The organism is Pseudoalteromonas sp. SR44-2, from assembly GCF_014163745.1.
Lineage (GTDB): Bacteria > Pseudomonadota > Gammaproteobacteria > Enterobacterales > Alteromonadaceae > Pseudoalteromonas > Pseudoalteromonas distincta.
The window spans coordinates 106,836-130,918 of record NZ_JACJDW010000001.1 but is presented as its reverse complement, the minus strand read 5'-3'; the positions used below and the strand labels follow the sequence as shown (position 1 = coordinate 130,918).

The window sequence follows — 24,083 nt, the reverse complement described above, 5'->3', positions numbered from 1 at the left end:
CTAGTTTGAGACGACTCTATTGCGACCTGAAGCCTTTGCACTATAAAGAGCTTCATCAGCTTGCTTTAACGAATCATCATAATCAGTTACTTTATTTACTTGGGAAATACCAATGCTACAGGTGATTGAAATACGCTGCTTGTCATCAGTAAATATAACATGCCCTGCCACGGCTTCTCGAAATTTGTTCGCAATTACAGAGGCTGCAGAGGCAGTGAGCTGCGGTAAAATAACAACAAATTCCTCACCGCCATAACGGGCCTTTAACGCAGTTGCCAAAAACTGAGACTCAAGAAGTTTGGTAAATTCTATCAATACCGTATCACCAAAATCGTGGCCATGCGTATCGTTTAAAGATTTAAAATTATCTAAATCAATTAACAAAATTGAAAAAGGTAAGTACTGCTCTGGGCGTGTTTGAGCAAGCTTTAAAAAATGAGAGGTAATAAAACGCCTATTTGCTATGCCAGTAAGGGGGTCAGTATAAGCATCTTGTTTTTGCTCTAGCGTAATATCGGCAATAGCCATGTGGCTTTTATGCCTAAAATACTCACCAATAAATGAGAATAAAAATACCATAGAAAAGGACGCTATAAAACGTGTTTTTTCTACGTTGCCATAGCTAACTTGACCAAAGTCAGGGCCGTATAAAATAACAATACAAGAAAACAGTAAGGTACAGCCTAACCAAGCACCTAATCTAACCCCTAAAGATGCAAACGTTACGACAGGATAAAACATTAGCCAATATAGCGCGGTATTATCTTTACCGCCGGTATAAACAAGTGCAACAAACATCATGCACACAATGCTCACACTTATTAATGCCACAACTTGCAGGTTACCCGTTTTTATAAAGTAGATAGAACAGCTTATATTTGTAATGTTAACGATAATTAATGAAGCGGTTAGTAGTGGCGAATAAAGCTTATAATTAAAAAACACTAATACTGCGATCAACACAATTGAAATCCCAATCATGGTAAATAAAGAAAACGCTTTGCGTTGCATGTCTGAGCTATAAACACTGTCGATATTTATTAGACTGAGCCAATTTGGTTTATTCACATTTTTTTTAGTCATTAATTTTATACTTTAAACTTTTGAACCATATTTTCTAAAGCACTAAACTGTTGTTTTAGTTTGGTACACTCGTCAAGCGTGTCATTTAAGTTGGCCTTGCCTTGTATACAAAGCGAATTAATTGTTTGAATATCTGTATCTAATAACTTAACAACTTGGTTTTGCTCATCTGTTGCAGTGGCCACAGAGTGATTTGCATCGTTAATTTGTTGAATCGCTTGTATAACATGACTCATTAAATTGCCAACAGCATCGGCTTGTTGCACGCTTTTTTCACTGCCTTCAAGGCTTGTTTTCATAAGCTCTACAGCAAGGTTTGAGCCTTTTTGCAACTGACTAACCGTGTCTTCAATCTCTTGCGTTGACTGTTGAGTGCGGTGCGCTAATTGGCGAACTTCATCTGCTACAACGGCAAAACCGCGTCCCGCCTCTCCTGCTCTAGCGGCCTCAATTGCGGCATTAAGTGCCAATAAATTAGTCTGCTCGCTTACACCTTTAATAACTTCAAGCACTTGGCCAATACTGGCTGTATGCGAATTTAAACTGTTTATAGTTTGCTGAGCTTTTTCCATATTACCCGAGAGCTGGTGGATAGTTGCAACACTGTGGCTTAATGCTTCTTGGTTTTGTGTTGAATGTTCATCTGCATTTTTAGCAAGCTGCGATGCACTCTCTGCATTACTTGAAATATCCATTGATGTAGCTGAAAACTGGTTGATAGCCGCTGCAACACTATCGGTTCGTTTACTTTGATCATCATACATAGACAGCGAAGAATGTGTTTGTGATACCAAGCTCTCAATAGCTGTATCTAATTGCTTTGTAGACTCTTTTACTTGCTCTATTGAATGCTGAATTTTTTCGATGAAAATATTAAATGAATAGCTTAAATCGCCAAATTCATCGTCGTTTTCAACGGTTAAACGCCTTGTTAAATCGCCCTCACCTTGTGCTATATCTTTAATAGCATCGTTTAAACGATTCATTGGCTGCATTAAATAGCGTAATAAAAGCTGCATCATAATTATAATAGTGATAATTCCTATCACCATAAAAACAGCTGCGGTTTGGCCAAAATTAGAGACACTGGCATACGCTTTATCTTTGTCTATAACAACACCTAGGTACCAATCTACGTTTTCAATACCACTAATTTTTGTAAACGAAATAAGCTTAGACTCTCCGTTTATCTCGTACTGGGTAAACTCACTTTGTAAAGGCGTATTAGTGCCAAAGATGTCTGATGTATTTTTTAAGTTTAACTGAGCATTTGGATGGCTTAACACTTGGCCTTTGCTGTCGAGTAAAAAACCATAACCGAGTCCTAAAAAGTCAATATCGTTGATAATTTTTGTCACGGTCTGCATATCAATATCGGCACCTGCAACGCCGCTAAATTGGCCATTTTGGAGTATGGGTACTACCGCTGAAATTGTAAGCTCGTTAGTGGTTACATCAATATAAGGAGTTGTAAAAGCGGTATTTGATTTGTTTTCGACTAATTTATACCAAGGGCGAGAAGTCGCATCAAAATCTGCAGGTAATACAACTGATTGATCGTTTAATATAAACGTGCCGCTGGATTTACCTATATACGTATTTTTAAAGCTTCCAGCAAGCTCTGCTGTATTTAATTGTGAAAGGGTGAGTGCTTTAGAATCATTCGCTTTATGGGTTTTAGCAATTGATATAACAATCGCCAACTTTGCATTTAACCAACTCGCTATATTTTGTGAAACAGATTCGGAATTTTGTTGCAATACCAAGCTTAACTGCTGCTCGGTTTGCTTGCGCATCGCAATGTAGTTATTAAAAGTAAATAATCCTAGCACCAAAACCAAAATTAAGGAGGCTGCAATAGTCACTTTGGAAGTAAATTTCAACGAGTTAAGCATATACATCCTTTTTATTATTTATCGTTATTAGCCTTACTGTTTTAGCAAAAATTTAGCTAAATGTCCTAGTAAAAGAGACTTACAGTTAGGTTATTGATGAAAAATAAGAATAAAGGATTGCAAAACAAGAGGGTTTTGTGGGTAACTGGCTAATATTAAAATAATTAATGACTAGATTTATTTTTCATGGAACGTTCCTATTAAATGTAGCTTTATAAGTGACTGAATACGTATTCAGTCACTCTTGTATAGTCTGTTATTTCCACTTATTTGCTAAGCGAACAACATTTAAACCGTACCATGCAATAAATACATAACATAACATTGGAACAAAAAAGCTTTGCTGTATATTTACTGTATCAGCTATAAACCCTTGCAGTAATGGTACAAGTGCACCACCAACAATTGCTAAACATAACCAGCCAGAACCTTTGCTCGTCAATGATCCTAGTCGCTCGATTGCAACTGAAAATATAGTCGGGAACATAATTGAGTTAAATAAACCAATTGCCAATACTGAGTATAAAGCGACGTCACCTTGAGTAAAAATAGTGATTAGTAATAGCGCAATAATACTAAATGCATTAAACGCTATAGCTTTAGAAGGTGCAATCTTTTGTAATAATACAGAGCCAATAAAACGTCCTACCATTGCCCCGCCCCAGTAATAACTAATAAGTGCGGCCGCAGTATGCTCTTCAAGCCCTGCTATGTGCGCCTCACCAAAGTAGTTAACTAAAAAGCTGCCAATGGCAACTTCCCCACCTACGTAGCAAAATATAGCAAGTACACCCATAGTTAAGTGCGGTGCTTGCATTAACGAACGAGATTCAATTGCTGTATTATTTTCCTCTTTGTGGGCTTCAATTTCTGGAAGCTTTATAAAGGCAAATACAATAGCGATAAGTAATAAAGCGCCAGCAAGCATTAAATAAGGCACTTTTACAGATTCAGCAGTTGCTGCCGATGCGGCTAAACTACCTGCAGTACCGAAAAATAATAAACCACCAACATAAGGCCCAACGGTAGTACCAAGCGCATTAAGTGCTTGTGCTAAATTTAGACGAGAAGAAGCTGTTTTTTCGCTGCCAAGAGCAGCAACATAAGGATTGGCAGAAACCTGAAGTACTGTTACGCCTGCAGCAAGTACAAATAAAGCGCCTAAAAATAGCCAATATTCATGTACTACAACAGCAGGGTAAAACAACATACACCCCATTGAAGCCACAATTAAACCAGTTAAAATCCCTCTTTTGTAACCAAATTGCTTAACTAAAAGCCCCGCAGGAATAGAAACAATAAAGTAAGCCCCAAAAAAGCAAAACTGTACTAGCATCGCTTCAAAAAAGCTCAAATCAAATACGCCTTTTAAGCGTGGTATTAGTACATCGTTTAAAACAGTAATAAAGCCCCATAAAAAAAATAGGGTCGTCATTGCAGTCAGTGGAAACAGATAATTTTTATTTGGCTGTTCGTTGACCGCGAATGATTGGTTTGTATTTATTTCACTCACGTCGTTTTCACTCCATTAACAAGTTGAAAACGATTTTACATGTTTAAATATAAATTAGTCAGCGCACTTATGGAACGTTCCAGCAATGTTATTCACATTGCGTGTTGGTCGCACTAATAATTCGGTCTATTTCGCCACTGTTATTAAACTGATAAAGCCCTTCGTTTATATCCTCTAATACTAAAAGCCAGTTATGCGCACGCTTACTAATGGCAAAATATAACGAGTTATATTGCAAAGGAATGCTTTCTTGCTCAATGGAAGAAAGCAAAGACTGTTTTTCAGGTTTAGTTAAAGAGGAGTAAGCCACAGATGATTTCAAAGCTTGAGGATCGCCTATAACCAAATCAACACGCTTAGCAGTCAGTAGCTTAACAAGCTGTAAATCATCAACAGAGGTGATAACTTCAAACTCGCCATTGTCCATCATGGCATCAAACTCTGGCGTATTTTGATACCCTCGAACAACACCAATCTTAAGCCCTTTGAGCGAGTTCAAGTTTCCTGTGAAATGGTCTGTATCGCCTTTCCTTTTTAAAAAAGCAATTTTGCCACCTTTAAAGGAATTAGATAAGCCGAGTAATTCTCGACGTGTTTTACCATCAACATAATCGGAGGGGGCTGTATCTTCTATAAAGTATTCAGGCATTAGTATGTCAGCCCTGCCTAGTTCTACATTTCGTACCGCTCTTGCCCAAGGCAAAAATTCAATATATACGCTGTAGCCCTTACTATTTAACAAGGCAATTGAAAATTGATAAACCCAGCCTTTATTACATACATTATTACCAATATAGGGAGGCCAATCGAGTGTGGCTAGATGAAGTGTTTGTTTGGAGTTTTTAGCTTCATAGAGCACCCCTGATTTATGGGAATGCCCAGTTAAGGTGTGTTGAGTACCATTTTGAAAATACTCAACCGATGTTTCAGCAAAACTATTACTAGTTGTTAGCAATAATATAAAATAAAACCAGCGCATTTTAGTATCTATTTGTGATTAATAGTGTTTTTAAGTTTAGCTACTACTATCACTTTTGCACAAATAAACCTTAACTAATCAGCTTTTTTGCCACCTCATTTTATTGTTTGTATCACGAGAGCTAATAATAGTATCGTCACTACTCTCAACGCCGCCTAATTTAGCTAAGCGGTCATACAAAACTACATTACAGGTTGCCGCTAAATTCATACAGCCAATAGTTGGAATATATACCACTTCATCACACCACTTTAAGACGTCTTTTGATACAGAACCATCTTCGGGGCCAAATACATAAAATGCATTTTCAGGATGTTTAAACTCAGGTAAAGGTGTTGCACCTTCAATAAGCTCAATAACCACAACCGTTGCGCCTTGTGGCTTTATTGCTTCTAAATTATCTGTTTCGGTTAAAGGAATACGCTCCACTACATTTTTTGTATCTGTATGGAATTTTTTGGCATTTAAGTAGCGATTACCGGTAAAAAAAACTTGTTTAGCGTCATAACAGCCAGCTGCTCGCAATACACCACCAACATTAGTCGGGCTTTTAGGATTGATTAAACCAATTACGGCTTGTTGTTTACTCATTAATCTACGTCCTTTGTTGGCCATTCTGCAATGTACAAATCAAAGTCGTCGAGCTTTACATCGCAATCTTTTACTGTTTTGTCTTTTACAGAAATACCTAGCTCATGCATCTTTGTTTTATCACCATTATTTAATAACGGATGCCAAGAAGCCAAACCACGACCTTCATGTAAACGACGGTAACTGCAGCTTTGTGGCATAAAAAAGATGTCTTTAAGGTTTTCTTTTGTGAGTTTTACACAAGAAGGAACAAGCGTTTGGCGGTTTTCATATTCGCTACAACCACAGGTGTTGTTATCAAGATACTGACATACAATATTAGTAAATATTAATTGCTCACCTTCGCGTAACTGATCGGTGGCGGTAAATTCGTCTTCATCTTCGCTATCAATAAACGTATTTAAACAACATTTTCCGCATCCATCACAAATGGCTTCCCATTCGTTTTGACTCATGTCGCTTAAGCTTTTTTTAAGCCAAAATTGTGTATTTGCTAATTGTTGATCAAACATAGTTTACTCGTGCCCCCTAAAGAGCGCGCATTCTAACGTATTGCTGTAAATGGCGCAAAGCCAATACCCTTTCAAAGTACTGGCTTTGCGCTACAAATTAGCTTTGAGATTTAACCCAACGCTTAATTTTTTCCTCAAGGATTGGCATTGGCAATGCGCCATCAATTAATATTTGCGTGTGAAACGCTTTAATATCAAATTTATTGCCGAGTTCTTTTTTAGAAAAATCACGTAATTCTTGAATTTTAAATTGCCCTAACTTGTAAGAAAGCGCTTGTCCTGGCCATGCAATATAGCGCTCTACTTCAGCAATTACATCACTTTTAGCCATAGATGAGTTAGCAAGCATGTAGTCTATACCTTGTTGACGCGTCCACCCTTTTGCATGAAAACCAGTATCAAGCACTAAACGCATTGCGCGTAATTGCTCGTCTGATAAACGCCCGTACCACATATAAGGGTCGGTAAATAAGCCTAGCTCTTTGCCTAAGCTTTCTGCGTAAAGCGCCCAACCTTCTGCGAACACGGTATAGCCACCAAATTTACGAAAATCAGGTAAGCCCTCTATTTCTTGCTGAAGTGCTATTTGAAAGTGATGACCCGGGGCTGCTTCGTGAATCGATAAAGTTTCGAGTAAAAATTTAGGCTGCGCTTTTAAGTTATAAGCATTGATATAAAAAATACCAGGGCGAGAGCCATCAGGCGCCGGAGATGCATAAGATGCACCAGCTGCCGACTGCGCTCTGTAGGCTTCAACTGCTTTTACAACGTAAGGTGCTTTGGGTGCTATGTTAAAAAGTAGAGATAAACGCGCATCTATTTTTTTCTTAACGTTTTCATATGCCGCAATTAACTCCTCGGGCGTGTCGTAGTAAAATTCATCTGAATCACGTAAATGATCAAAAAATTCAGATAGCTCACCTTTAAAGCCTACGGTTTCTTTTACTTTTTTCATTTCGCTTAAAATGCGCGACACTTCACTTAAACCAATGTCATGAATTTCGTCTGCAGATAAGCTAAGCGTCGTGTTTTTCTTAATTTGGTATTCGTACCATGCTTTACCGTTTGGTAAGTCACTGTAACCTACGCTTTCTCGACTATTAGGAATATATTGATTAGCTAAAAAGTCACTCATACTTTTATAAGCTGGTACTAAGTGCTGCATAATCAATTGACGATACTGCGCTGTAATTTTTTGCTTTTGCTGTGCGCTAAACGATTCTGGTATTTTTTTAATTGGTCCCCAAAATAGTGAATCCTCTGGATTTTTAACTACATGAGCTGCAAATTGTGGCTGTAATTTTTCAGCAAGTGGTTTTGGTAACGTAATACCTAGTTTGATGCCTTGCGCCATTGAACGCTCTACACTTGCAAGCCACTTTACAAAACCTTCGCTACGCGAGATAAAAGCCGTGTAATCTTCAACGGTATTAAACGGCTGAGCACTTTGACCTGAACCAAAGCCTGCAAAGGTGTTATGCGCACCCGCCATTTGATTTATTGGTAGTAAATAATCAGGGAACTGCATGCCTTCTAATTTGAGTGCAAGGTCGCGCTCTAATATTTCAAAACTTAAAAGCGATTGCCCTGTTAACTGTGCTTTATCTATAAAGTTTAATCGCTGTTGATATTTTTTATAAAAAGCGGCTTTTTTAGCTCTATTTTCTTTTGAAATCACAGGCGTGAATTGATCGTTAAACTCATTACGACCATTGTACGTTGCGCTGATGGGACTATATGTGAGCGATTCATCGTAATACTGTACAACAAGTACATCGAGTTGTTGCTCTGCTGAAAGCTCTGAAACAATACCTGCTGATGCGTTAACTGTGTTTAACTGTGTACTGGTATTAGTGTGTGTACTAAGCTCAGTATTCATACAGCCACTTAAAGCAAACATAACGCCACTGGCAACTAATGCTAATTTAATTGATTTCATGTTAATCCTTTTTAATATCGTTTTTTAATTATGCGCATTAAAGCGTGCTTAATAAAGAAATTACGATAGATTGCATTCATCGTATTAAATTTGCACTTTTATCTGAACTTGTTACATTTCTATTAATTAAAATATGATTTAAAAGAAAAATAAAATGAAAAAACAACTACTCAGCACCTCTATTGCCTTACTTTGCTTAACCGCTTTTAATACCCATGCAGTTACATACCTATCAGCTAAAGCCATGGTTGATGTTAAAGATGGCAAGCTCATTAAATCGCCCTTAATTACTATTGATGATGGCGTAATTACAAACATTGAACAAAATAAAAAACCAACGCTGACTAAAGATGATAAACATATTCAACTCCCTGATTTAACCCTTATGCCAGGTTTAATGGATATGCATGTGCATTTAACAAGCGACCCTACGGTTCCGCGCAGTGAACGTTTAGGCCAGTCAGTTCCTAGAATGGCGATTAAAGCGGCTCATTTTGCTAAAAAAACCTTAGAAGCTGGATTTACAACAGTACGTAATGTTGGCGCAGAAGGTTACAGCGTCATAGCCGTGCGTGACGGTATAAATGCGGGTGACATAGCTGGCCCTCGTATTTGGGCTGCAGGCCCATCACTCGGCATTACTGGCGGGCACTGTGATAACAACCGCCTACCTCCTGAGCTTAAATATACTTCAAGTGGCGTCGCAGACGGTCCATGGGCTGCGCGTATAAAAGTACGCGAAAATATTAAATACGGGGCAAATGCTATTAAGTTTTGCGCCACAGGTGGAGTATTTTCAAAAGGGACTAAAGTAGGTGCACAGCAGTATTCTTTTGAAGAAATGAAAGCCATTGTTGATGAAGCCCATATGCGAGATTTACCAGTAGCTGCTCACGCACACGGTACAAGCGGTATAAAAACAGCCATTAAAGCAGGTGTTGATAGCGTAGAGCATGCGAGCTTTTTAGATGACGAAGCGATAGCGCTTGCCAAAGAGCATGGAACTTGGCTTTCTATGGATATTTATAATACCGAATATACGCTCACTTATGGCGAGCAAAACGGCGTAGACGAAGAAAACCTAAATAAAGAGCGCCAAGTGTCTAAAAGGCAACGTGATAGCTTTAGCCGTGCTGTAAAAGCGGGTGTTAAAATGGTGTTCGGTACCGATGCAGCAATTTACCCGCACGGAGATAATGCAAAACAGTTTAGCCGCATGGTTGAATTTGGTATGACAGAACTACAAGCAATCCAAGCATCAACGATTAATAGCGCGAAACTATTAAAAGTGGATAATCAGTTAGGACAAATTAAAACCGGATTTGCAGCTGATATAATTGCGGTTAAAGCAAACCCTCTTAAAAGTATTAAAACCTTAGAGGCAGTACCTTTTGTAATGAAAGCAGGTGTTGTTTATAAAAACCAATTGTAAATACACGCTATTAAGGCTGAGTTTACTCAGCCTTAATAAAACTCCCACCCATATTGAATATGCCATAAAAGGGTCACCGCCCCCCTATTAGACTCGCTTTTGTCTATTAATTATCCGAACAGTTTTATTTAATCAAATAAAATGAACTTTCCATTCACTTTAAAAACAATAACCATTATCATTCGCGCAAATTCAATAACGCGAATAGTTATCACTCTATGAAAACGTTTAAGTACTCTCTTATTACTCTTGCTTGTTTAAATGCAAATATGGCATTTGCCCAAAATACACAAGTTGATGCTGATATTGAACGCATCAGCGTATACGAAAAACAAAACCGCGTGGTGATGAGCTCAGGTCTTGCTACTAAATCAGACATGTCTTTAATGGAAACACCTGCACCGGTTGTAATTATTGACCGAGAACTGATTGAATCTCAAGGTGTAGATAGCCTACAAGATTTAGTTAGAAACGTAAGTGGTTTAACACAAGCAGGTAATAACTACGGTATTGGTGATAACTTAGTAATTCGTGGTTTAGATGCAAACTACACCTATGATGGTATGTACGGTGGTGCAGGCTTGGGTAATACATTTAACCCAACTCGTTCACTTACAAATGTTGAATCTGTTGAGGTTTTAAAAGGCCCTGCAACAGGTTTATATGGCATTGGTAGTGCAGGCGGCGTAATTAACCTAATTGAAAAAAAACCAGAGTTTGAAGAAAAACACAAAGTATCGGCTGAGCTTGGCCAGTGGGATAGCTATTCATTATCGTTTGATAGCACTAACGCTATAACAGATGATTTAGCTTATCGTGTAATGGCTAAAACAGCGTCAAGTGACGGCTTTCGCGATTTAAAAGAAGATCGCGACGAAATTTATACCTCACTTAAATACGTGCTTAATGACAGACAAAACATCATGCTTTCTGCAGCCTATATAAAAGATGAAATAGCGGTTGATTCTATTGGTCACCCTATTCGTATTTACAACGCAGAAACTGCAAACGGTTTAAGCGCAGGTGAAGTAACCGGTGCCGATTTAGTAAACGATCCGACAGGAAGCGGCGTACAGTTAAGTGATGCACAACGCGACCAACTTGCTAATTCGCTATCTGCATCTGATGGCTTAACACCTTATAGCTTTGGCACAAATGGTATTATTTCACCAATGGCTGATGCCAACGAAGGTGAAGAGCTGCGTTTTAAATTGACGCATAACTACTACATTACTGACGATTTGTTTTTAAACCAGCAGCTACAGTACCGCAACTACACATCTAGTTTTGCACGCCAAACAGGTGCATATAACTACGTCTATTCAACGCGCAGTGGAATTATCAATAATGACCCCCGAGCTCCATTAGTTGAAGACGGTGTACTTTACCCATATGCAGCACGCCGCCAAGAATACCGCCAAGTAGAAGCAGATGAAAAATCATGGCAGTACTTCTTAGATTTACGTTATGACTTTATGTTAGGCGACGTAGATAACGAATTACTAGTTAACGCCAACTACGAAGATAGAGATATTCGTTTTAAACAATTCTCAATATGGGATCAAGATTACGTACTCACAAACAATGATGGTGATGTAACGTACCAAGGTTCTTTGCCGTATATTTACGATATAAGAGAACCAAATTGGCCAACCGGTAACTTTGAAAATTACGATCCGCTTAAAACAAGTGACTACAATAAAAAAGTACAAGCATGGGGCTTAGGCATTCAACATGTTGGTTACATAACTGAAGAACTTACAACGCGTATTGGTGTGGCATATAACCGAATTGAGCAAACTTATGAGCACTTTGGTGTTGATGAGCGCTACAGTTCTAGCCGTGCAGAGCCAACGCCTGAAGCGAGTACATCAGATTCTGGCTTAACGTATAACCTTGGTGCAACGTATCAGCCATCTGAAGATTTATCTGTATTTGTAAATCATTCTAAAGGGCGTACAGCGTATAGTGTATTAGGCTCTGTGGCAGGTAACGAAGCTGACCGAGAAGATTCAGAGTCTATAAGTAACGACCTAGGCTTTAGATTTAAAGCATTTGATGACCAACTACTCGCATCTGTTGTTGTATTTGAAAGCTCTCGTACTAATTTAGAATATGCAAACCCGCTTTATGACGCATTAACATCAGGCTCAGATGTACCTGAAAGCTATTATGATGGTAAAGAGCAAACAAAAGGTGTTGAGCTTGATTTAAATGCTTACTTAAACGATAAATGGAAAGTAAACGTAAACGGTATTTATCAAGATGCACGTGACAAAAGTAATCCTAACAGCAGCAGTTACGACACACGCCAAAAAGGTGTGCCTTACGTAACAGCAAGTACGTGGGTAACCTACTACGCAGATATGTTTAATTTACCTGAAGCTGTAAATATAAGTGGTGGTATTACATTTGTAGATAACAGAAGTACTAATTCAAGTTCGTTTTCGATTCCTGATGGTTATGTACCAAGTTATACGACTTACGATACAGCTGTATCGTATACAACTGATAAATGGCATATGCAGTTAAACTTAAATAACTTGTTCAACAAGAAGTATTATTCAAAAGCAATGTTTTTAGGTGGTATGCCAGGCGAAGAGCGTAATGCAAAACTAAGTTTTAGTTACACACTTTAATTGGTTAACCTGAACTCTGGATAATAAATCTATCTCAAGCAGCTATTTTCAGCGCTCAGGTTAGTTAAATACTTAAAAAGCACGGTTTTCTAATTTAGAAGCCGTGCTTTTTTGTGTTTTATAAACGCTTAATCTAAATTAAATAGTAACCACTATGCGACCGTTGATTTCACCTTTGAGCATATCATCAAAAATTTCATTAATGTCCTCTAAACGCTTTTCTTCGATAATTGCTTTTACTTTACCTTGAGCGGCAAATTCCAAGCATTCTTGCAAATCTTTACGCGTACCAACAATAGAGCCAACTACTGACACACCATTAAGCACAGTATCAAAAATAGGAAGCGGCATATCCTCTGCAGGTAATCCCACTAATACACATTTACCGCCACGGCGTACACTTTTATAGGCTTGTTCAAACCCCGCTTTAGACACCGCAGTACACACAACACCATGCGCGCCACCGACTTGTTCAAAAATAGCTTCGCTCGGAACAACTTCTTTAAAATCGAGGGTGATATCTGCGCCTAGCTCTTTAGCAAGCGCGAGTTTTTCTTTGCCTGTATCAACAGCTATTACATTAAAACCCATTGCTTTAGCGTACTGTACTGCTAAATGACCAAGCCCGCCCACACCAACAATAGCAACCCACTGCCCTGGTTTAGCACCAGATACTTTTAATGCTTTATAGGTTGTAACACCTGCACAAAATAATGGAGCAGCCTCAGAAAAGCCTAATCCCTCAGGTATTTTTACAACGTAGTCGCCATGCGCTAAACAATATTCTGCATAACTACCATCAATAGAATAGCCCGTATTATGCTGCGATAAACACAGTGTTTCTTTACCATCTAGGCAAAACTCACAGTGCCCACATGCACTATAGAGCCAAGGAATACCGACTCTGTCGCCAACTTCTAAATGTTTTATATTGCTTCCGACTTTTTCGATAACACCGACACCTTCATGCCCTGGTACTAATGGCATTTTTGGTTTTACTGGCCAATCCCCATGACAGGCATGTAAATCGGTATGGCAAACGCCACAGGCCGCTATTTTTACTAAAACATCGTTTATTCCCACCTCAGGAATTGGTAAGTCTGTTATTTCTAATTTACCTTTGTATTGAGTATTAATTGCAGCTTTCATAGTCATTCCATCGTATGTGAAAAAATTAAAAATAAGATTTTATTTACGTATTGTTGTGTACAACATATCCCAATATAGATGTATAAATATTAATCTAAATCATATTTTAGTCATTTAAATTAACTTATAAGCCTGCTAAGAACTTGCTATCCATAATGAGCGTGCTAGCATTTACTTTCTGAAATTACTGAAAGTTACTAAGCTATGAGTTTATCCGAAAAGAATTTTGCCTTTGTAATGCATTGTGGTGAGATGGGCAGCCGCTGGGGATTCAATCGTACGATCGGACAAATGTGTGGTTTGCTGATTATTACTAAAAACCCAATGACAGCTAATGAGATTGCAGATGCGCTTAGTATTTCTCGCGGTAATGTAAGTATGGGCATTAAAGAGCTGCAATCATGGCAGTTAATTAAAGTACAGCATATTCCTGGCGATCGTAAAGAGTACTACGCCCCTGCTGGCGATATTTGGGATATGGCAAATCGCGTATTTGAAGAACGTAAAAAGCGCGAAATTGAGCCCACCTTAACGCTACTACGCGATAACTTATTAGACGAAGCCAGTAACGACGATGAACTTTACGCACAAAAACAAATGGGTGAGATTCACAACCTACTTGAAACAGTCACTAAATGGTCATCAGAACTACAGCGTTTAACGCCAGAGCAACTTAATAAGCTAATGAAGCTAGGTTCTGGAATTGGTAAAGTTATTGACCTAAAAGAAAAGATATTCAAAAAAGAATAAAGCCGCAATTGCGGCTTTATTTATAGGTATATTTTAAAAATTAGATTTTTGGATAACCAATTCTATCCGACAAGTAACCTACACTAGTAGCAAAGTAATACGAGCGATTCCAATGCATAAACACTTTGTAGTTATCGTACGCTAAGTACATACGGCCATTTATATCATCAGGCATAACCAGCGCAGCACTTACGTCTACATTAGGTAAATCAGAACCATCAGCTTTACGAACACCCAGTGCTTGCCAATCAGCTAATGAGCGCTCTGAGTCGTTCCAATATTCTAACCACTGCTTGCGAGTTTTGGTACCACGCACTAAAACGTATTTACTATCAAAGTTTTCAGGTAACTGAACTTGGCGACCCCACGTAAGAGAGTCGTTCCAGCCTTCTTGCTTTAGATAATTAGCAATTGAGGCAAAAGCATCTTCTTTTGTAGTCCAAATATCTTTACGACCATCGTTGTTGTAATCAACCGCGTAAGCATTAAAAGAGGTAGGCATAAATTGCGTTTGCCCCATTGCGCCTGCCCAAGAGCCCTTAAATTTATCAAGCGTTATGTGGCCCGACTTTAAAATATCCAGTGCAGCCCAAAGTTGGCGCTTATAAAGTGCTTCTCGGCGTCCATCAAAAGCAAGTGTCACTAATGATGAAATAACATTATGACCGCCTTGAATTGTACCAAAGTTACTTTCAAGCCCCCAAAGCGCGACTATAAAGCGTGCTTGTACGCCAAACTCTTTCGCTACTTTTTCAAGTACCTCTTTGTTTTCTGCGTAAAGCTTACGTGCGCGGTCAATTTTCCATTGTGGTACACGTTTTGGTAAATACGTTTCAAGGGTTTCTTTTACTTCTGGCTGGTTTTTGTCAGCCGAAACCACTTTTTCTTTATACGTTGCTGTTGCAAACGCATCGTCAATAAGTTTGGCTTCGTAACCTTTTGCGATAGCTTCTTGCTTTAAATTCGCTAAATAATCTTGAAATTCAGCCTGAGTTTTTGCCATAACAGGTGAGCTTAAACATACACCACATAATATAACGATAAGTTTTTTAATCACTATCAACTCCATTGTCTTTTCGTAATTGGCTTAGCAAATTTTGCTCAGGTGGTGGAATTTGTAAGTAGTAGCCTTTATCAGGATTTGATAACGCTGCTTTTACAGTTTCTAAATCTGCCCCACCTAAATGCTCACGTTTTGCTAAATTGATGATCATCACATAAACAGGTTGACCAAACATGGTCATCAAAGGTTCCGGAACTTTACTAAAATCATCTCTTTTTTCAACAAATAAGAACGTATCCGCTTTTTTCTTACTTTTATATACTGCAGTGAGCATTATGGCCCTATAAATTCTTGCTTAACAATGCCGCACACTATAACATGAGAGTAATAATAAGTTAGAAAAATTAGATTAGAAATTTCAATAAAGGCCCTATTCAGCCTACGTTTATCTAAAATTAATTTCTAATCAGACAAATCAATTGAGCGTGTATGTCGGACCAAATTTTTGAGTTAAAAGGGAATCTTTTTACGTTATCAGTTTTGCATCTTTATAGTACTGATATAAACCTTTTAGCAGAACAACTGTATGTAAAAATAGCCCAGGCCCCTAAGTTTTTTGAGGGTGCGCCTATTGTCGTTAATTTAATAGAAATTAAAAACAGTTCACTTGATTTTGTTCACTTAAAATCATTAATCGAGCGAATGAGTTTTAATGCGGTTGGTGTGTGTAATGGCTCAGATGAGCAACATACTCAAGCAAAGGCCGCTGGCTTATCTGTTTTAAATTATTCACAAGACGTTAAGAGCGAACCTGTTAAACAAGAGCCCAATACATCGATTGTAGAAAAAACGGTGCATTTACCAGCGCAAATTATCAGCGGTACAGTTCGCTCTGGACAACAAGTTTATGCAAAAGATAGAGATTTGATAGTACTTGGCGCAGTTAGTCATGGTGCGGAAGTCATTGCCGATGGGAATGTGCATATTTATGGCACGCTACGCGGTCGCGCTATTGCAGGCGCAAAAGGTTTTAAAGAAGCACACATTTTTTGCCAAAAACTTGAAGCCGAGCTGGTTTCAATAGATGGTAATTACTGGATCAGTGATTCGCTACAAGGTGAACATTGGGGAAATGCAGTGCAAATACAACAAAAAGACGAATCATTAGAAATTTCAGCTTTGGTTAAAGGATAAATCTCATGGCAAAAGTAATTGTCGTTACCTCAGGTAAAGGCGGTGTTGGTAAAACAACATCAAGTGCTGCAATTGGCACAGGCTTAGCGTTAAAAGGCTATAAAACAGTTATTATCGACTTTGATATTGGTTTACGTAACTTAGATTTAATTATGGGTTGTGAACGCCGCGTTGTTTATGACTTTGTAAATGTAATTAATGGTGAGGCAAACCTTAACCAAGCGCTTATTAAAGATAAACGTGTAGATAAATTATTTTTACTACCTGCTTCACAAACTCGTGATAAAGATGCTTTAACACGTGAAGGTGTTGAACGCGTACTAAATGAACTAAAAGAAGACTTTGATTACATAGTATGTGATTCACCAGCAGGTATTGAAGCTGGCGCTATGATGGCAATGTACTTTGCTGATGAAGCAATTGTAACAACAAACCCAGAAGTGTCGTCAGTTCGAGATTCAGATCGTATTTTAGGTATTTTACACAGCAAATCAAAACGTGCTGAAGAAGGCCTAGAAAATATTAAAGAACACTTACTATTAACACGCTATAACCCTGGTCGTGTTGAAAAAGGTGAAATGCTATCGGTAGAAGATGTGCAAGATATTCTGTCAATCCCATTATTAGGGGTTATTCCTGAATCGCAAGCGGTATTAAGTGCTTCAAATTCAGGCCAACCTGTTATATTGGATACAGAATCTGATGCAGGCCAAGCTTATTCTGATGCAATTAACCGCTTACTAGGTGAAACCGTCGATTTTCGCTTCTTAGACGTTGAGAAAAAAGGCTTATTTAAACGGATTTTTGGAGGTTAACGTGTCTTTACTTGACTACTTCCGCTCAGAAAAGAAAAACAGTGCGTCACTAGCAAAAGAGCGATTGCAGATCATTGTCGCGCACGAGCGTTCTCAACGAGGAACGCCGGATTACTTACCACAATTAAAACAAGATATTTTAGATGTGATCCGTAAATACGTGAACGTAAGTACCGATGCAGTTCAGGTTCAGTTTGATCAAAACGAAGACGATTTAGCCGTACTTGAGCTAAACGTTACACTACCTGATGAAGAAAAGAAGTAATTGAAGAAAGGGCGCTTTATAAGCGCCCTCTTTATTTTCTTTTACTTTGTAATAACTTTCTAAATATCTACGTTTTAATCCCTTGCATGCAACTAAAACTTTTTCACTACGTAACACAAAAATTATAGATAATACCAATTCGCTTAATTAAGTGATCTATTTTGAGGATGGAAAAACGTGTTGATAGCTAGGCAAAAAAATTGCTATTTAGTTGTTCTCGGCAATTGCTCCTGCATTGCTCTACCTTCTGCATCCATGCAGTCGTAAATGAGATTTTTTTAACACAGGTAACGACACGTTTAGCGCCGCAAAATGATTAAGTATTATTGCGGATTGGTATAAGTATTACACAGTAAAAAAAATATCTAGTCTTAAGTATCCCATTCTTTTAAAGCGTCTTTAAAATAGTTATAGCGCCAAGAGCTTAATAAATCAGGCTTAATATGGCTTTGTTTTTGCTCATTAGTTAACTTCCAATTCCAACTTATCAATTGATTAATTTGCTTTTTAGAGGCCATAACGTCTTCTGGTATATTGTGCTCTTTAGCGACTTTAGTGATCTTTTGTTTAATATCTTTGGCTACTTTTTTATAGGTAGGAAAATCAATTAAGCGCTTAAGTACTTCAGGATGCTCAGCATCTGGTACTGCTTTGGCAACTTCAATACACTTGATTATATCTACACCAGAGCGGTTAACTTCAATAGCTTCAACTCCTGGAATTTGACGTAGAGCATTTAAACTTGAAGGACCACGTTTGGCAATTTCAGTCATGTTATGTTCTTTTAACACAAAATTTAGCGCTAAATTTTTCTTAATGGCTTTGTTTCTGCGCCATACAGCAAGTTCTTTTAAAACCGCAAGTTCGTGCGGTTTGAGTTGCCATGCATTTTTAATATCTTTATATAAAAGCTCGTCTGGTGTTTGAAACGCACGTTTTTTAGCTATCAGCTCACTCTCGTTTACTACAATGTCAAAGAACCCAGCGGCATTAATACGCTCTATAATCAGCTCGAAACACGGCAATAAGTAAAAAGTATCTGCAGCAGCATAATCTAACTGTTTTTTAGTTAACGGACGTTGCAGCCAGTTAGTTCGTGACTCACTTTTATCTATTTCAATACCTTGCAACTCTTTTACCATAAGGGCAAAGCCCATACAGTTACCTTCCCCAAGTAACTGCAACGCAAATTGTGTATCAAAAAGTGGGGATGGAACAAAGCCTGCGTATTTTTGAAAAACCTCAATATCTTCTGAAGGAGAATGCAGTACTTTTAAAACACTAGGATCTTTTAGTATTTCCCAAAAATCGAATAATGAGAGCTCAGCTAACGGATCGATAAGCGCTAAATGCTCACCATCAAAAACTTGGATAAGTGCAACTTCTGGATACAAAGTGCGACGACGCATAAACTCAGTATCAATAGCTAAAATAGGCTTATTTTTTATTTGTTCAACAAAAGTGTTCAGTTGATTTTGGGTTTCGATCAATTGGTATTGCACTTAATCTCCTACAATAAAAAAGCCGACATATGTCGGCTTTTTTATAGGTTGCTAATCTTTCAAGGCTCTTCGGAGTATTTTACCTACGTTGGTTTTAGGTAACTCATCCCTAAACTCTACCAGTTTGGGGACCTTGTAATTAGTTAAATTATCACGACAGTGACTTATTATATCTTTTTCAGTTAAAGAAGGGTCTTTTTTAACAACAAAAACTTTAACTTGTTCACCACTTACATCGTGAGGAATACCAATAGCAGCAACTTCAAGCACACCTTCGTGCATAGCCACTACCTCTTCTATCTCATTAGGGAAAACATTAAAGCCAGATACAATGATCATGTCTTTTTTGCGATCTACAATAAAGAAGAAACCTTCATCGTCATAAGTTGCAATATCACCTGTTGCAAACCAACCATCTTTTAAACATTCAGCTGTGGCATCTGGTCGCTTGTAATAGCCCACCATAACCTGCGGGCCTTTCACACACATTTCACCCGGTTCACCTTTAGCAGCCTCTTCACCGTTATCAAGTATTAGCTTAATTTCAGTATTAGGCGCAGGCAAACCAATAGAGCCGTTATATGCTTCTAAATCATAAGGACTAATAGTTACTAATGGAGAACATTCTGTAAGGCCATAGCCTTCCATTAATTTTGAGCCAGTCACTTTTTGCCACTTTTCAGCAACAGGACGTTGCACGGCCATACCGCCACCAAGTGACATTTTTAAATGACTGAAATCAAGTTCAGCAAAACCTGGTGTGTTTAATAAACCGTTAAATAACGTATTAACACCAGTAATAGCTGTAAATTTATGCTGACCTAGCTCTTTAACAAACCCAGGCATATCTCGTGGATTTGTGATTAATATATTTAAACCACCGTACTTCATAAACGTCAGGCAGTTAGCTGTTAAAGCAAATATATGATAAAGCGGTAAAGCGGTAACAACAACTTCTGTACCACGATTTAACACTTTGTCTAAACAGCCTGAAACTTGCTCAAGGTTACCAACCATATTGCCATGGCTCAGCATTGCCCCTTTAGATACACCTGTTGTGCCACCTGTGTACTGTAAAAAAGCAAGATCTGACAAGCTCATTTCAGGACGTGTATATTTAGTTTCGTCTGCAGCTAAAACGTCTGAAAAGTTAATTGTGTTTGGTAAGTTGAACTTTGGCACCATTTTTTTAATGTGCTTCACAACAAAGTTAACTATGTGCTTTTTAAGCCCACCAACCATATCGCCTACTTGCGTTACTACAATGTGTTTAACATCAGTGTGTGCAAGTGACTTTTCAAGTGTGTCAGCAAAGTTTGCTAAAATGAAAATAGCGGTAGTGTCAGAATCCTTTAGCTGATGCTCTAATTCACGCACAGTGTAAAGTGGGTTAACATTTACAACCACACAACCTGCACGTAAAATACCTAAAATGGTGACTGGTGTTTGTAGTAAGTTAGGCATCATTACGGCAACTTTGTCGCCTTTTTTAAGACCTAAATCATTTTGAATGTAGGAGGCAACCTTTTTTGTTGCTGTATCTATTTCGCTATAAGACAGCGTTTTACCCATATTAGTAAATGCAGGTAAATCGGTGTAGTCAGTAAAACTTTTTTCGAACACTTCGAGTAACGAGTTGTAATGCTCAGGATCGATTGTTTCAGGCATACCCTCTGGGTAGCGCTTAAGCCAGATTTTTTCCACTCTTAGCCCCTGTTTATAATTATATTTTTATTAACCTTAATCTAAGTAAGGCGCTTTAACAATTGAGCAAATACTCTAATGGAGGAATAATCCCACATTTTACGTAAACTTACAATTAACATGCACCATTTTGCAGCATAAAGTCTTGAATATGCTTAAAACATAGTTCACTACTTTGCATATGACAGTGGTGCCCACCATCTACATTAATTACCTTTAAGCTATTGTAATAACTAATATACTTTGCCAGATTTTGTTTTACAAACGAATAACCTTCGTTACCTAAAATTAATTGACACGGTGCAATTAAATCTTTTATTGCACCAATACATTGCGCCTCATCAAACCTAAAACCTGAGTGATTTTTAAGCTTTGGATCAGTTGTTAATGTATAACCATCTAAAACCGATTTTATATTTCGCTGCATTAAAAGAGCAATAAGCTCATTATTCAAATCGGTTGTTTGAGCACGTGCTTCATAAATAAGCTCCTTCGATTTATAAACTCTCTGCTTCTTATTTTTTAAACGCGCTCTATTTAATACTGCACTTTTTAGCTGTTCACATACGCCTTCGCTAGGAGTCGTAACACACCCAATCCCCTCAATAAAGGTAACAGATTTTACATAATCACCAAAGCAACTAGCAAAAAGCCCTGCAACCATGGCTCCCATCGAATGCCCAACTAAATGAACTTTTTTAACACCAAGCGCATTAATAAGTTGGTACACATCATCAATATAATCAACAAAATAATAATGTGCATCATCACTTCGCCAAGATGATAAACCATGCCCAACAAAATCAATACAGTACCAATTGTGCTTTGGCTTAGCTTTACTTAACATTGGCATAAAACTGTGGCAGTTATCTAACCAACCATGCAACGCTATTACTATTTCTTCCCCAGAACCTACTTTTAAGCCATGAATATTCAAGTTATTGGTTTCAATATTAAATGGCTGCACGGCAAGTCCTTTATTAATTTAGAGCATCATTATTTATAGCATACAAGTTGTCAGACCACTAACCGAGAAAATGGTGCCAAATTCGCTATTTAATTATCTTGATGATCTAAAGAAAGCAAAAAATATAAAATAAAATTTAAACAATATCATAAGTTTAATTACATAAAAAATAAACTGACCGATTTAAATATGTTTACTTTGTATACCTTTTAAACAATTTAAAGGTGATAGCATTATATGTACTTAAGCTATAACAAGTATAATTTAAATAAATAGAACTAACAGCGTTAACTACAATTCTATTCATATAACCCTAAATTATAAATATCTTCGATATTCATTTATTTATCATACTATCTGTATACAATATCAGCGGCTATTAAATAAGGTACACTCATAAGGTACACAACCATGAAAAAACAGATCAGCTTATTAGCGCTTTTATGCACCGCTTCTGGTGCTTACGCAGAATCAGCACCTAAAAATGTAATTTATATGATTGGTGACGGCATGGGTCCAGCTTACACCACGGCTTATCGCTATTTTAAAGACGACCCTGCAACAAAAGAAGTAGAAGGCACGGTTTTTGACACTATTTTAAAGGGTATGGCTCGTACCTACCCTGATGACCATACTTATGTGACAGACAGCGCAGCAGGTGCTACTGCACTTAGTAGCGGTCATAAAAGTTACAATGGCGCAATTGCAGTAGATACAGACAAAAAATCAGTTAAAACCATGCTTGAAATAGCAAAAGAGCGCGGTATGACAACAGCGCTTGTAGCAACTTCACAAATTAACCACGCAACTCCAGCAAGTTTTGCGGCGCATAATGAATCACGTAATAATTATAATGACATTGCCAATGATTACATCGACAATAAAATTGCGGGTAAATTACCGGTTGATTTAATGCTTGGTGGCGGTACTAAATACTTTATTCGTGATGACCGTAATTTAGTTGATGAATTTAAAGCCGCTGGTTATCAATATGGCGACGACATTAAAAACCTAGGGCAAATTACACAAATACCTGCAATTGGTTTATACGCATCTAAAGGCTTACCTTTTGCATTAGATGAAAACCCAACTCGTCTTACTCAGTTAACGTCTAAAGCACTTGGTTTATTAGATAATCAAAACAAAGAAGGCTTTTTTGTGATGATTGAGGGCAGCCAAATTGATTGGTGTGGTCACTCTAACGATATAGCCTGTGCAATGGCTGAGATGGATGATTTTGCTAAATCAATCGAAAAAGCAAAAGCGTATGTTGATAAAAACAAAGATACTATTTTAGTCATTACTGCAGATCACTCTACAGGAGGTTTAACCCTTGGCGCACATGGTCAGTACAAATGGGAAACTGATGTAGTAAAAGGTGTTAAAGCAACTGCTGGTAAACTAACTCAACTTTTACTGGATTCTGATGATTTAAAACCAGTATGGACTGCTAACACCAATATTGAATTTACAACTGAAAACCAAATAAAACTTGAGCAAGCTAAAAAAATGGGTGAAAAAGCGCTTAATTTAGCTGTTAAGAGTATTATTAGCGATGCAAGCTTTACTGGCTGGACAACAGGCGGACATACCGCTGTAGACGTGCAGGTATTTGCCTATGGTAAGGGCAGTGAGCAATTTATTGGTTCACAAAATAATACTGATATAGCAGATAAGCTGATTGGCTTTATTAAACAGTAAGCTTTACGTGGTTTTGAACACAAAAAGCCCGAACAAATGTTCGGGCTTTTTATTAAATTTTATAGCTATATTTATCTAAAGCGCTTAAATAAGCATTAAGCGTATATATCAACGCCTATTAAATTTTGTACTTCTGCTCTGCGTTCTAAATTGGCAAATTCAGTATAAGTAGAAATCGCTTTGCTTACTTGAGCTGTCGGTTGGTCGTAAATTGTTTGGCTGTATTCATTGCTTTTAGCACTGCTTTTAAACAGCTGATTAGCCAGTTCAACACCCTCGACACTGCTTTTTACATAATCGGTATTCGTTTTTTTAGCAGCCGGTTGGTCTAATAAACTCTGTGGTTTATTAGTAACAACTTTAGTAGAGCTAACCCTACCCGGAATATCTCCGGTAAAAAAACCTGAACCAATAGGCAGCGTCATTACGCGTCTCCAACCTTAATATTAC

At 37.8% G+C, this 24,083-nt stretch carries 21 protein-coding genes; 7 read left to right on the top strand and 14 right to left on the bottom strand.

Features of this window, described 5'->3' with window-relative positions; translation table 11 throughout:
- From H5115_RS00555 to H5115_RS00525, 7 genes are all read right to left on the bottom strand, one after another.
- Nucleotides 1–1,083, bottom strand: a complete 1,083-nt coding sequence (locus tag H5115_RS00555) for a GGDEF domain-containing protein (RefSeq protein ID WP_182674677.1) — start codon at nt 1,081–1,083, stop codon at nt 1–3.
- Nucleotides 1,084–1,088: 5 nt separating this feature from the next.
- On the bottom strand, nt 1,089–2,978 hold the full coding sequence (locus H5115_RS00550; RefSeq protein ID WP_182674679.1) for a methyl-accepting chemotaxis protein: 1,890 nt from the start codon (nt 2,976–2,978) through the stop codon (nt 1,089–1,091).
- A 256-nt stretch (nt 2,979–3,234) separates the two neighbouring features.
- Entirely contained in the window at nt 3,235–4,491 is a 1,257-nt protein-coding gene (locus tag H5115_RS00545; protein WP_182753044.1) for a sugar MFS transporter, read from the bottom strand.
- 88 nt (nt 4,492–4,579) lie between these two features.
- The gene (locus H5115_RS00540; protein ID WP_182753043.1) at nt 4,580–5,470 is read right to left on the bottom strand and encodes an ABC transporter substrate-binding protein; all 891 of its coding nucleotides are present in this window, start codon (nt 5,468–5,470) and stop codon (nt 4,580–4,582) included.
- A 78-nt stretch (nt 5,471–5,548) separates the two neighbouring features.
- On the bottom strand, nt 5,549–6,061 hold the full coding sequence (locus tag H5115_RS00535) for an RNA methyltransferase (RefSeq protein ID WP_024595017.1): 513 nt from the start codon (nt 6,059–6,061) through the stop codon (nt 5,549–5,551).
- Complete coding sequence (locus H5115_RS00530; protein ID WP_004334734.1) at nt 6,061–6,573, bottom strand: YcgN family cysteine cluster protein; 513 nt, start codon at nt 6,571–6,573, stop codon at nt 6,061–6,063. Before H5115_RS00530 ends, H5115_RS00535 begins: the two co-directional genes overlap by 1 nt.
- Nucleotides 6,574–6,670: 97 nt before the next feature.
- Nucleotides 6,671–8,512 (bottom strand): DUF885 family protein, encoded by a 1,842-nt coding sequence (locus tag H5115_RS00525; RefSeq protein WP_182753041.1) that lies wholly within the window; start codon nt 8,510–8,512, stop codon nt 6,671–6,673.
- A 154-nt stretch (nt 8,513–8,666) separates the two neighbouring features.
- On the opposite strand from H5115_RS00525, the gene H5115_RS00520 reads away from it, so the two are divergent.
- Both H5115_RS00520 and H5115_RS00515 read left to right on the top strand, forming a co-directional pair.
- The gene (locus H5115_RS00520; protein WP_182753039.1) at nt 8,667–9,944 is read left to right on the top strand and encodes an amidohydrolase family protein; all 1,278 of its coding nucleotides are present in this window, start codon (nt 8,667–8,669) and stop codon (nt 9,942–9,944) included.
- 218 nt (nt 9,945–10,162) lie between these two features.
- Complete coding sequence (locus H5115_RS00515; RefSeq protein ID WP_182753037.1) at nt 10,163–12,583, top strand: TonB-dependent siderophore receptor; 2,421 nt, start codon at nt 10,163–10,165, stop codon at nt 12,581–12,583.
- Between the two features lie 138 nt (nt 12,584–12,721).
- Here H5115_RS00515 and adhP read toward each other — a convergent pair whose 3' ends face one another.
- Complete coding sequence (adhP, locus tag H5115_RS00510; RefSeq protein WP_039487721.1) at nt 12,722–13,732, bottom strand: alcohol dehydrogenase AdhP; 1,011 nt, start codon at nt 13,730–13,732, stop codon at nt 12,722–12,724.
- Between the two features lie 204 nt (nt 13,733–13,936).
- Between adhP and H5115_RS00505 the strand changes: the two genes are divergently transcribed.
- Nucleotides 13,937–14,482, top strand: coding sequence for a GbsR/MarR family transcriptional regulator (locus H5115_RS00505; protein WP_024596846.1), 546 nt, complete (start codon nt 13,937–13,939; stop codon nt 14,480–14,482).
- A gap of 40 nt (nt 14,483–14,522) precedes the next feature.
- On the opposite strand, the gene H5115_RS00500 is transcribed toward H5115_RS00505, so the two are convergent.
- Together H5115_RS00500 and H5115_RS00495 are read right to left on the bottom strand one after the other, a co-directional pair.
- Nucleotides 14,523–15,539, bottom strand: a complete 1,017-nt coding sequence (locus tag H5115_RS00500; RefSeq protein ID WP_182672371.1) for a lytic transglycosylase domain-containing protein — start codon at nt 15,537–15,539, stop codon at nt 14,523–14,525.
- Nucleotides 15,532–15,819: a YcgL domain-containing protein gene (locus H5115_RS00495; RefSeq protein ID WP_008134235.1), complete on the bottom strand. Its 288-nt coding sequence runs from the start codon at nt 15,817–15,819 to the stop codon at nt 15,532–15,534. The genes H5115_RS00500 and H5115_RS00495 overlap by 8 nt, the downstream gene beginning before the upstream one ends.
- Before the next feature lie 155 nt (nt 15,820–15,974).
- Between H5115_RS00495 and minC the strand changes: the two genes are divergently transcribed.
- From minC to minE, 3 genes are read left to right on the top strand one after another with little or no spacing between them, the layout of a single operon-like run.
- The gene (gene minC, locus H5115_RS00490; RefSeq protein ID WP_024596847.1) at nt 15,975–16,679 is read left to right on the top strand and encodes a septum site-determining protein MinC; all 705 of its coding nucleotides are present in this window, start codon (nt 15,975–15,977) and stop codon (nt 16,677–16,679) included.
- Between the two features lie 5 nt (nt 16,680–16,684).
- The gene (minD, locus tag H5115_RS00485; protein WP_004334708.1) at nt 16,685–17,494 is read left to right on the top strand and encodes a septum site-determining protein MinD; all 810 of its coding nucleotides are present in this window, start codon (nt 16,685–16,687) and stop codon (nt 17,492–17,494) included.
- A gap of 1 nt (nt 17,495) precedes the next feature.
- A complete protein-coding gene (gene minE, locus H5115_RS00480) occupies nt 17,496–17,759 on the top strand; it encodes a cell division topological specificity factor MinE (protein ID WP_004334706.1) in 264 nt (87 codons plus the stop codon).
- Between the two features lie 371 nt (nt 17,760–18,130).
- Here minE and rnd read toward each other — a convergent pair whose 3' ends face one another.
- The 3 genes from rnd to H5115_RS00465 form a co-directional block, all read right to left on the bottom strand.
- The gene (gene rnd / locus H5115_RS00475; RefSeq protein WP_182753035.1) at nt 18,131–19,261 is read right to left on the bottom strand and encodes a ribonuclease D; all 1,131 of its coding nucleotides are present in this window, start codon (nt 19,259–19,261) and stop codon (nt 18,131–18,133) included.
- Nucleotides 19,262–19,312: 51 nt separating this feature from the next.
- A complete protein-coding gene (fadD, locus tag H5115_RS00470; RefSeq protein WP_002960239.1) occupies nt 19,313–20,965 on the bottom strand; it encodes a long-chain-fatty-acid--CoA ligase FadD in 1,653 nt (550 codons plus the stop codon).
- Nucleotides 20,966–21,080: 115 nt separating this feature from the next.
- Entirely contained in the window at nt 21,081–21,932 is an 852-nt protein-coding gene (locus H5115_RS00465; protein ID WP_182753033.1) for an alpha/beta hydrolase, read from the bottom strand.
- Between the two features lie 411 nt (nt 21,933–22,343).
- On the opposite strand from H5115_RS00465, the gene H5115_RS00460 reads away from it, so the two are divergent.
- On the top strand, nt 22,344–23,633 hold the full coding sequence (locus tag H5115_RS00460) for an alkaline phosphatase (protein ID WP_182733022.1): 1,290 nt from the start codon (nt 22,344–22,346) through the stop codon (nt 23,631–23,633).
- 95 nt (nt 23,634–23,728) lie between these two features.
- Here H5115_RS00460 and H5115_RS00455 read toward each other — a convergent pair whose 3' ends face one another.
- On the bottom strand, nt 23,729–24,058 hold the full coding sequence (locus H5115_RS00455) for a hypothetical protein (protein ID WP_182753031.1): 330 nt from the start codon (nt 24,056–24,058) through the stop codon (nt 23,729–23,731).
- Between the last annotated feature and the right edge of the window lie 25 nt (nt 24,059–24,083).

Bases quoted from the DNA above. Each gene is read 5' to 3' on its own strand.
- H5115_RS00555 (WP_182674677.1), bottom strand. From the start codon at position 1,083: ATGACTAAAAAAAATGTGAATAAACCAAATTGGCTCAGTCTAATAAAT.
- H5115_RS00550 (WP_182674679.1), bottom strand. From the start codon at position 2,978: ATGCTTAACTCGTTGAAATTTACTTCCAAAGTGACTATTGCAGCCTCC.
- H5115_RS00540 (WP_182753043.1), bottom strand. From the start codon at position 5,470: ATGCGCTGGTTTTATTTTATATTATTGCTAACAACTAGTAATAGTTTT.
- H5115_RS00535 (WP_024595017.1), bottom strand. From the start codon at position 6,061: ATGAGTAAACAACAAGCCGTAATTGGTTTAATCAATCCTAAAAGCCCG.
- H5115_RS00530 (WP_004334734.1), bottom strand. From the start codon at position 6,573: ATGTTTGATCAACAATTAGCAAATACACAATTTTGGCTTAAAAAAAGC.
- H5115_RS00525 (WP_182753041.1), bottom strand. From the start codon at position 8,512: ATGAAATCAATTAAATTAGCATTAGTTGCCAGTGGCGTTATGTTTGCT.
- H5115_RS00520 (WP_182753039.1), top strand. From the start codon at position 8,667: ATGAAAAAACAACTACTCAGCACCTCTATTGCCTTACTTTGCTTAACC.
- H5115_RS00515 (WP_182753037.1), top strand. From the start codon at position 10,163: ATGAAAACGTTTAAGTACTCTCTTATTACTCTTGCTTGTTTAAATGCA.
- adhP (WP_039487721.1), bottom strand. From the start codon at position 13,732: ATGAAAGCTGCAATTAATACTCAATACAAAGGTAAATTAGAAATAACA.
- H5115_RS00505 (WP_024596846.1), top strand. From the start codon at position 13,937: ATGAGTTTATCCGAAAAGAATTTTGCCTTTGTAATGCATTGTGGTGAG.
- H5115_RS00495 (WP_008134235.1), bottom strand. From the start codon at position 15,819: ATGCTCACTGCAGTATATAAAAGTAAGAAAAAAGCGGATACGTTCTTA.
- minC (WP_024596847.1), top strand. From the start codon at position 15,975: ATGTCGGACCAAATTTTTGAGTTAAAAGGGAATCTTTTTACGTTATCA.
- minD (WP_004334708.1), top strand. From the start codon at position 16,685: ATGGCAAAAGTAATTGTCGTTACCTCAGGTAAAGGCGGTGTTGGTAAA.
- H5115_RS00460 (WP_182733022.1), top strand. From the start codon at position 22,344: ATGAAAAAACAGATCAGCTTATTAGCGCTTTTATGCACCGCTTCTGGT.
- H5115_RS00455 (WP_182753031.1), bottom strand. From the start codon at position 24,058: ATGACGCTGCCTATTGGTTCAGGTTTTTTTACCGGAGATATTCCGGGT.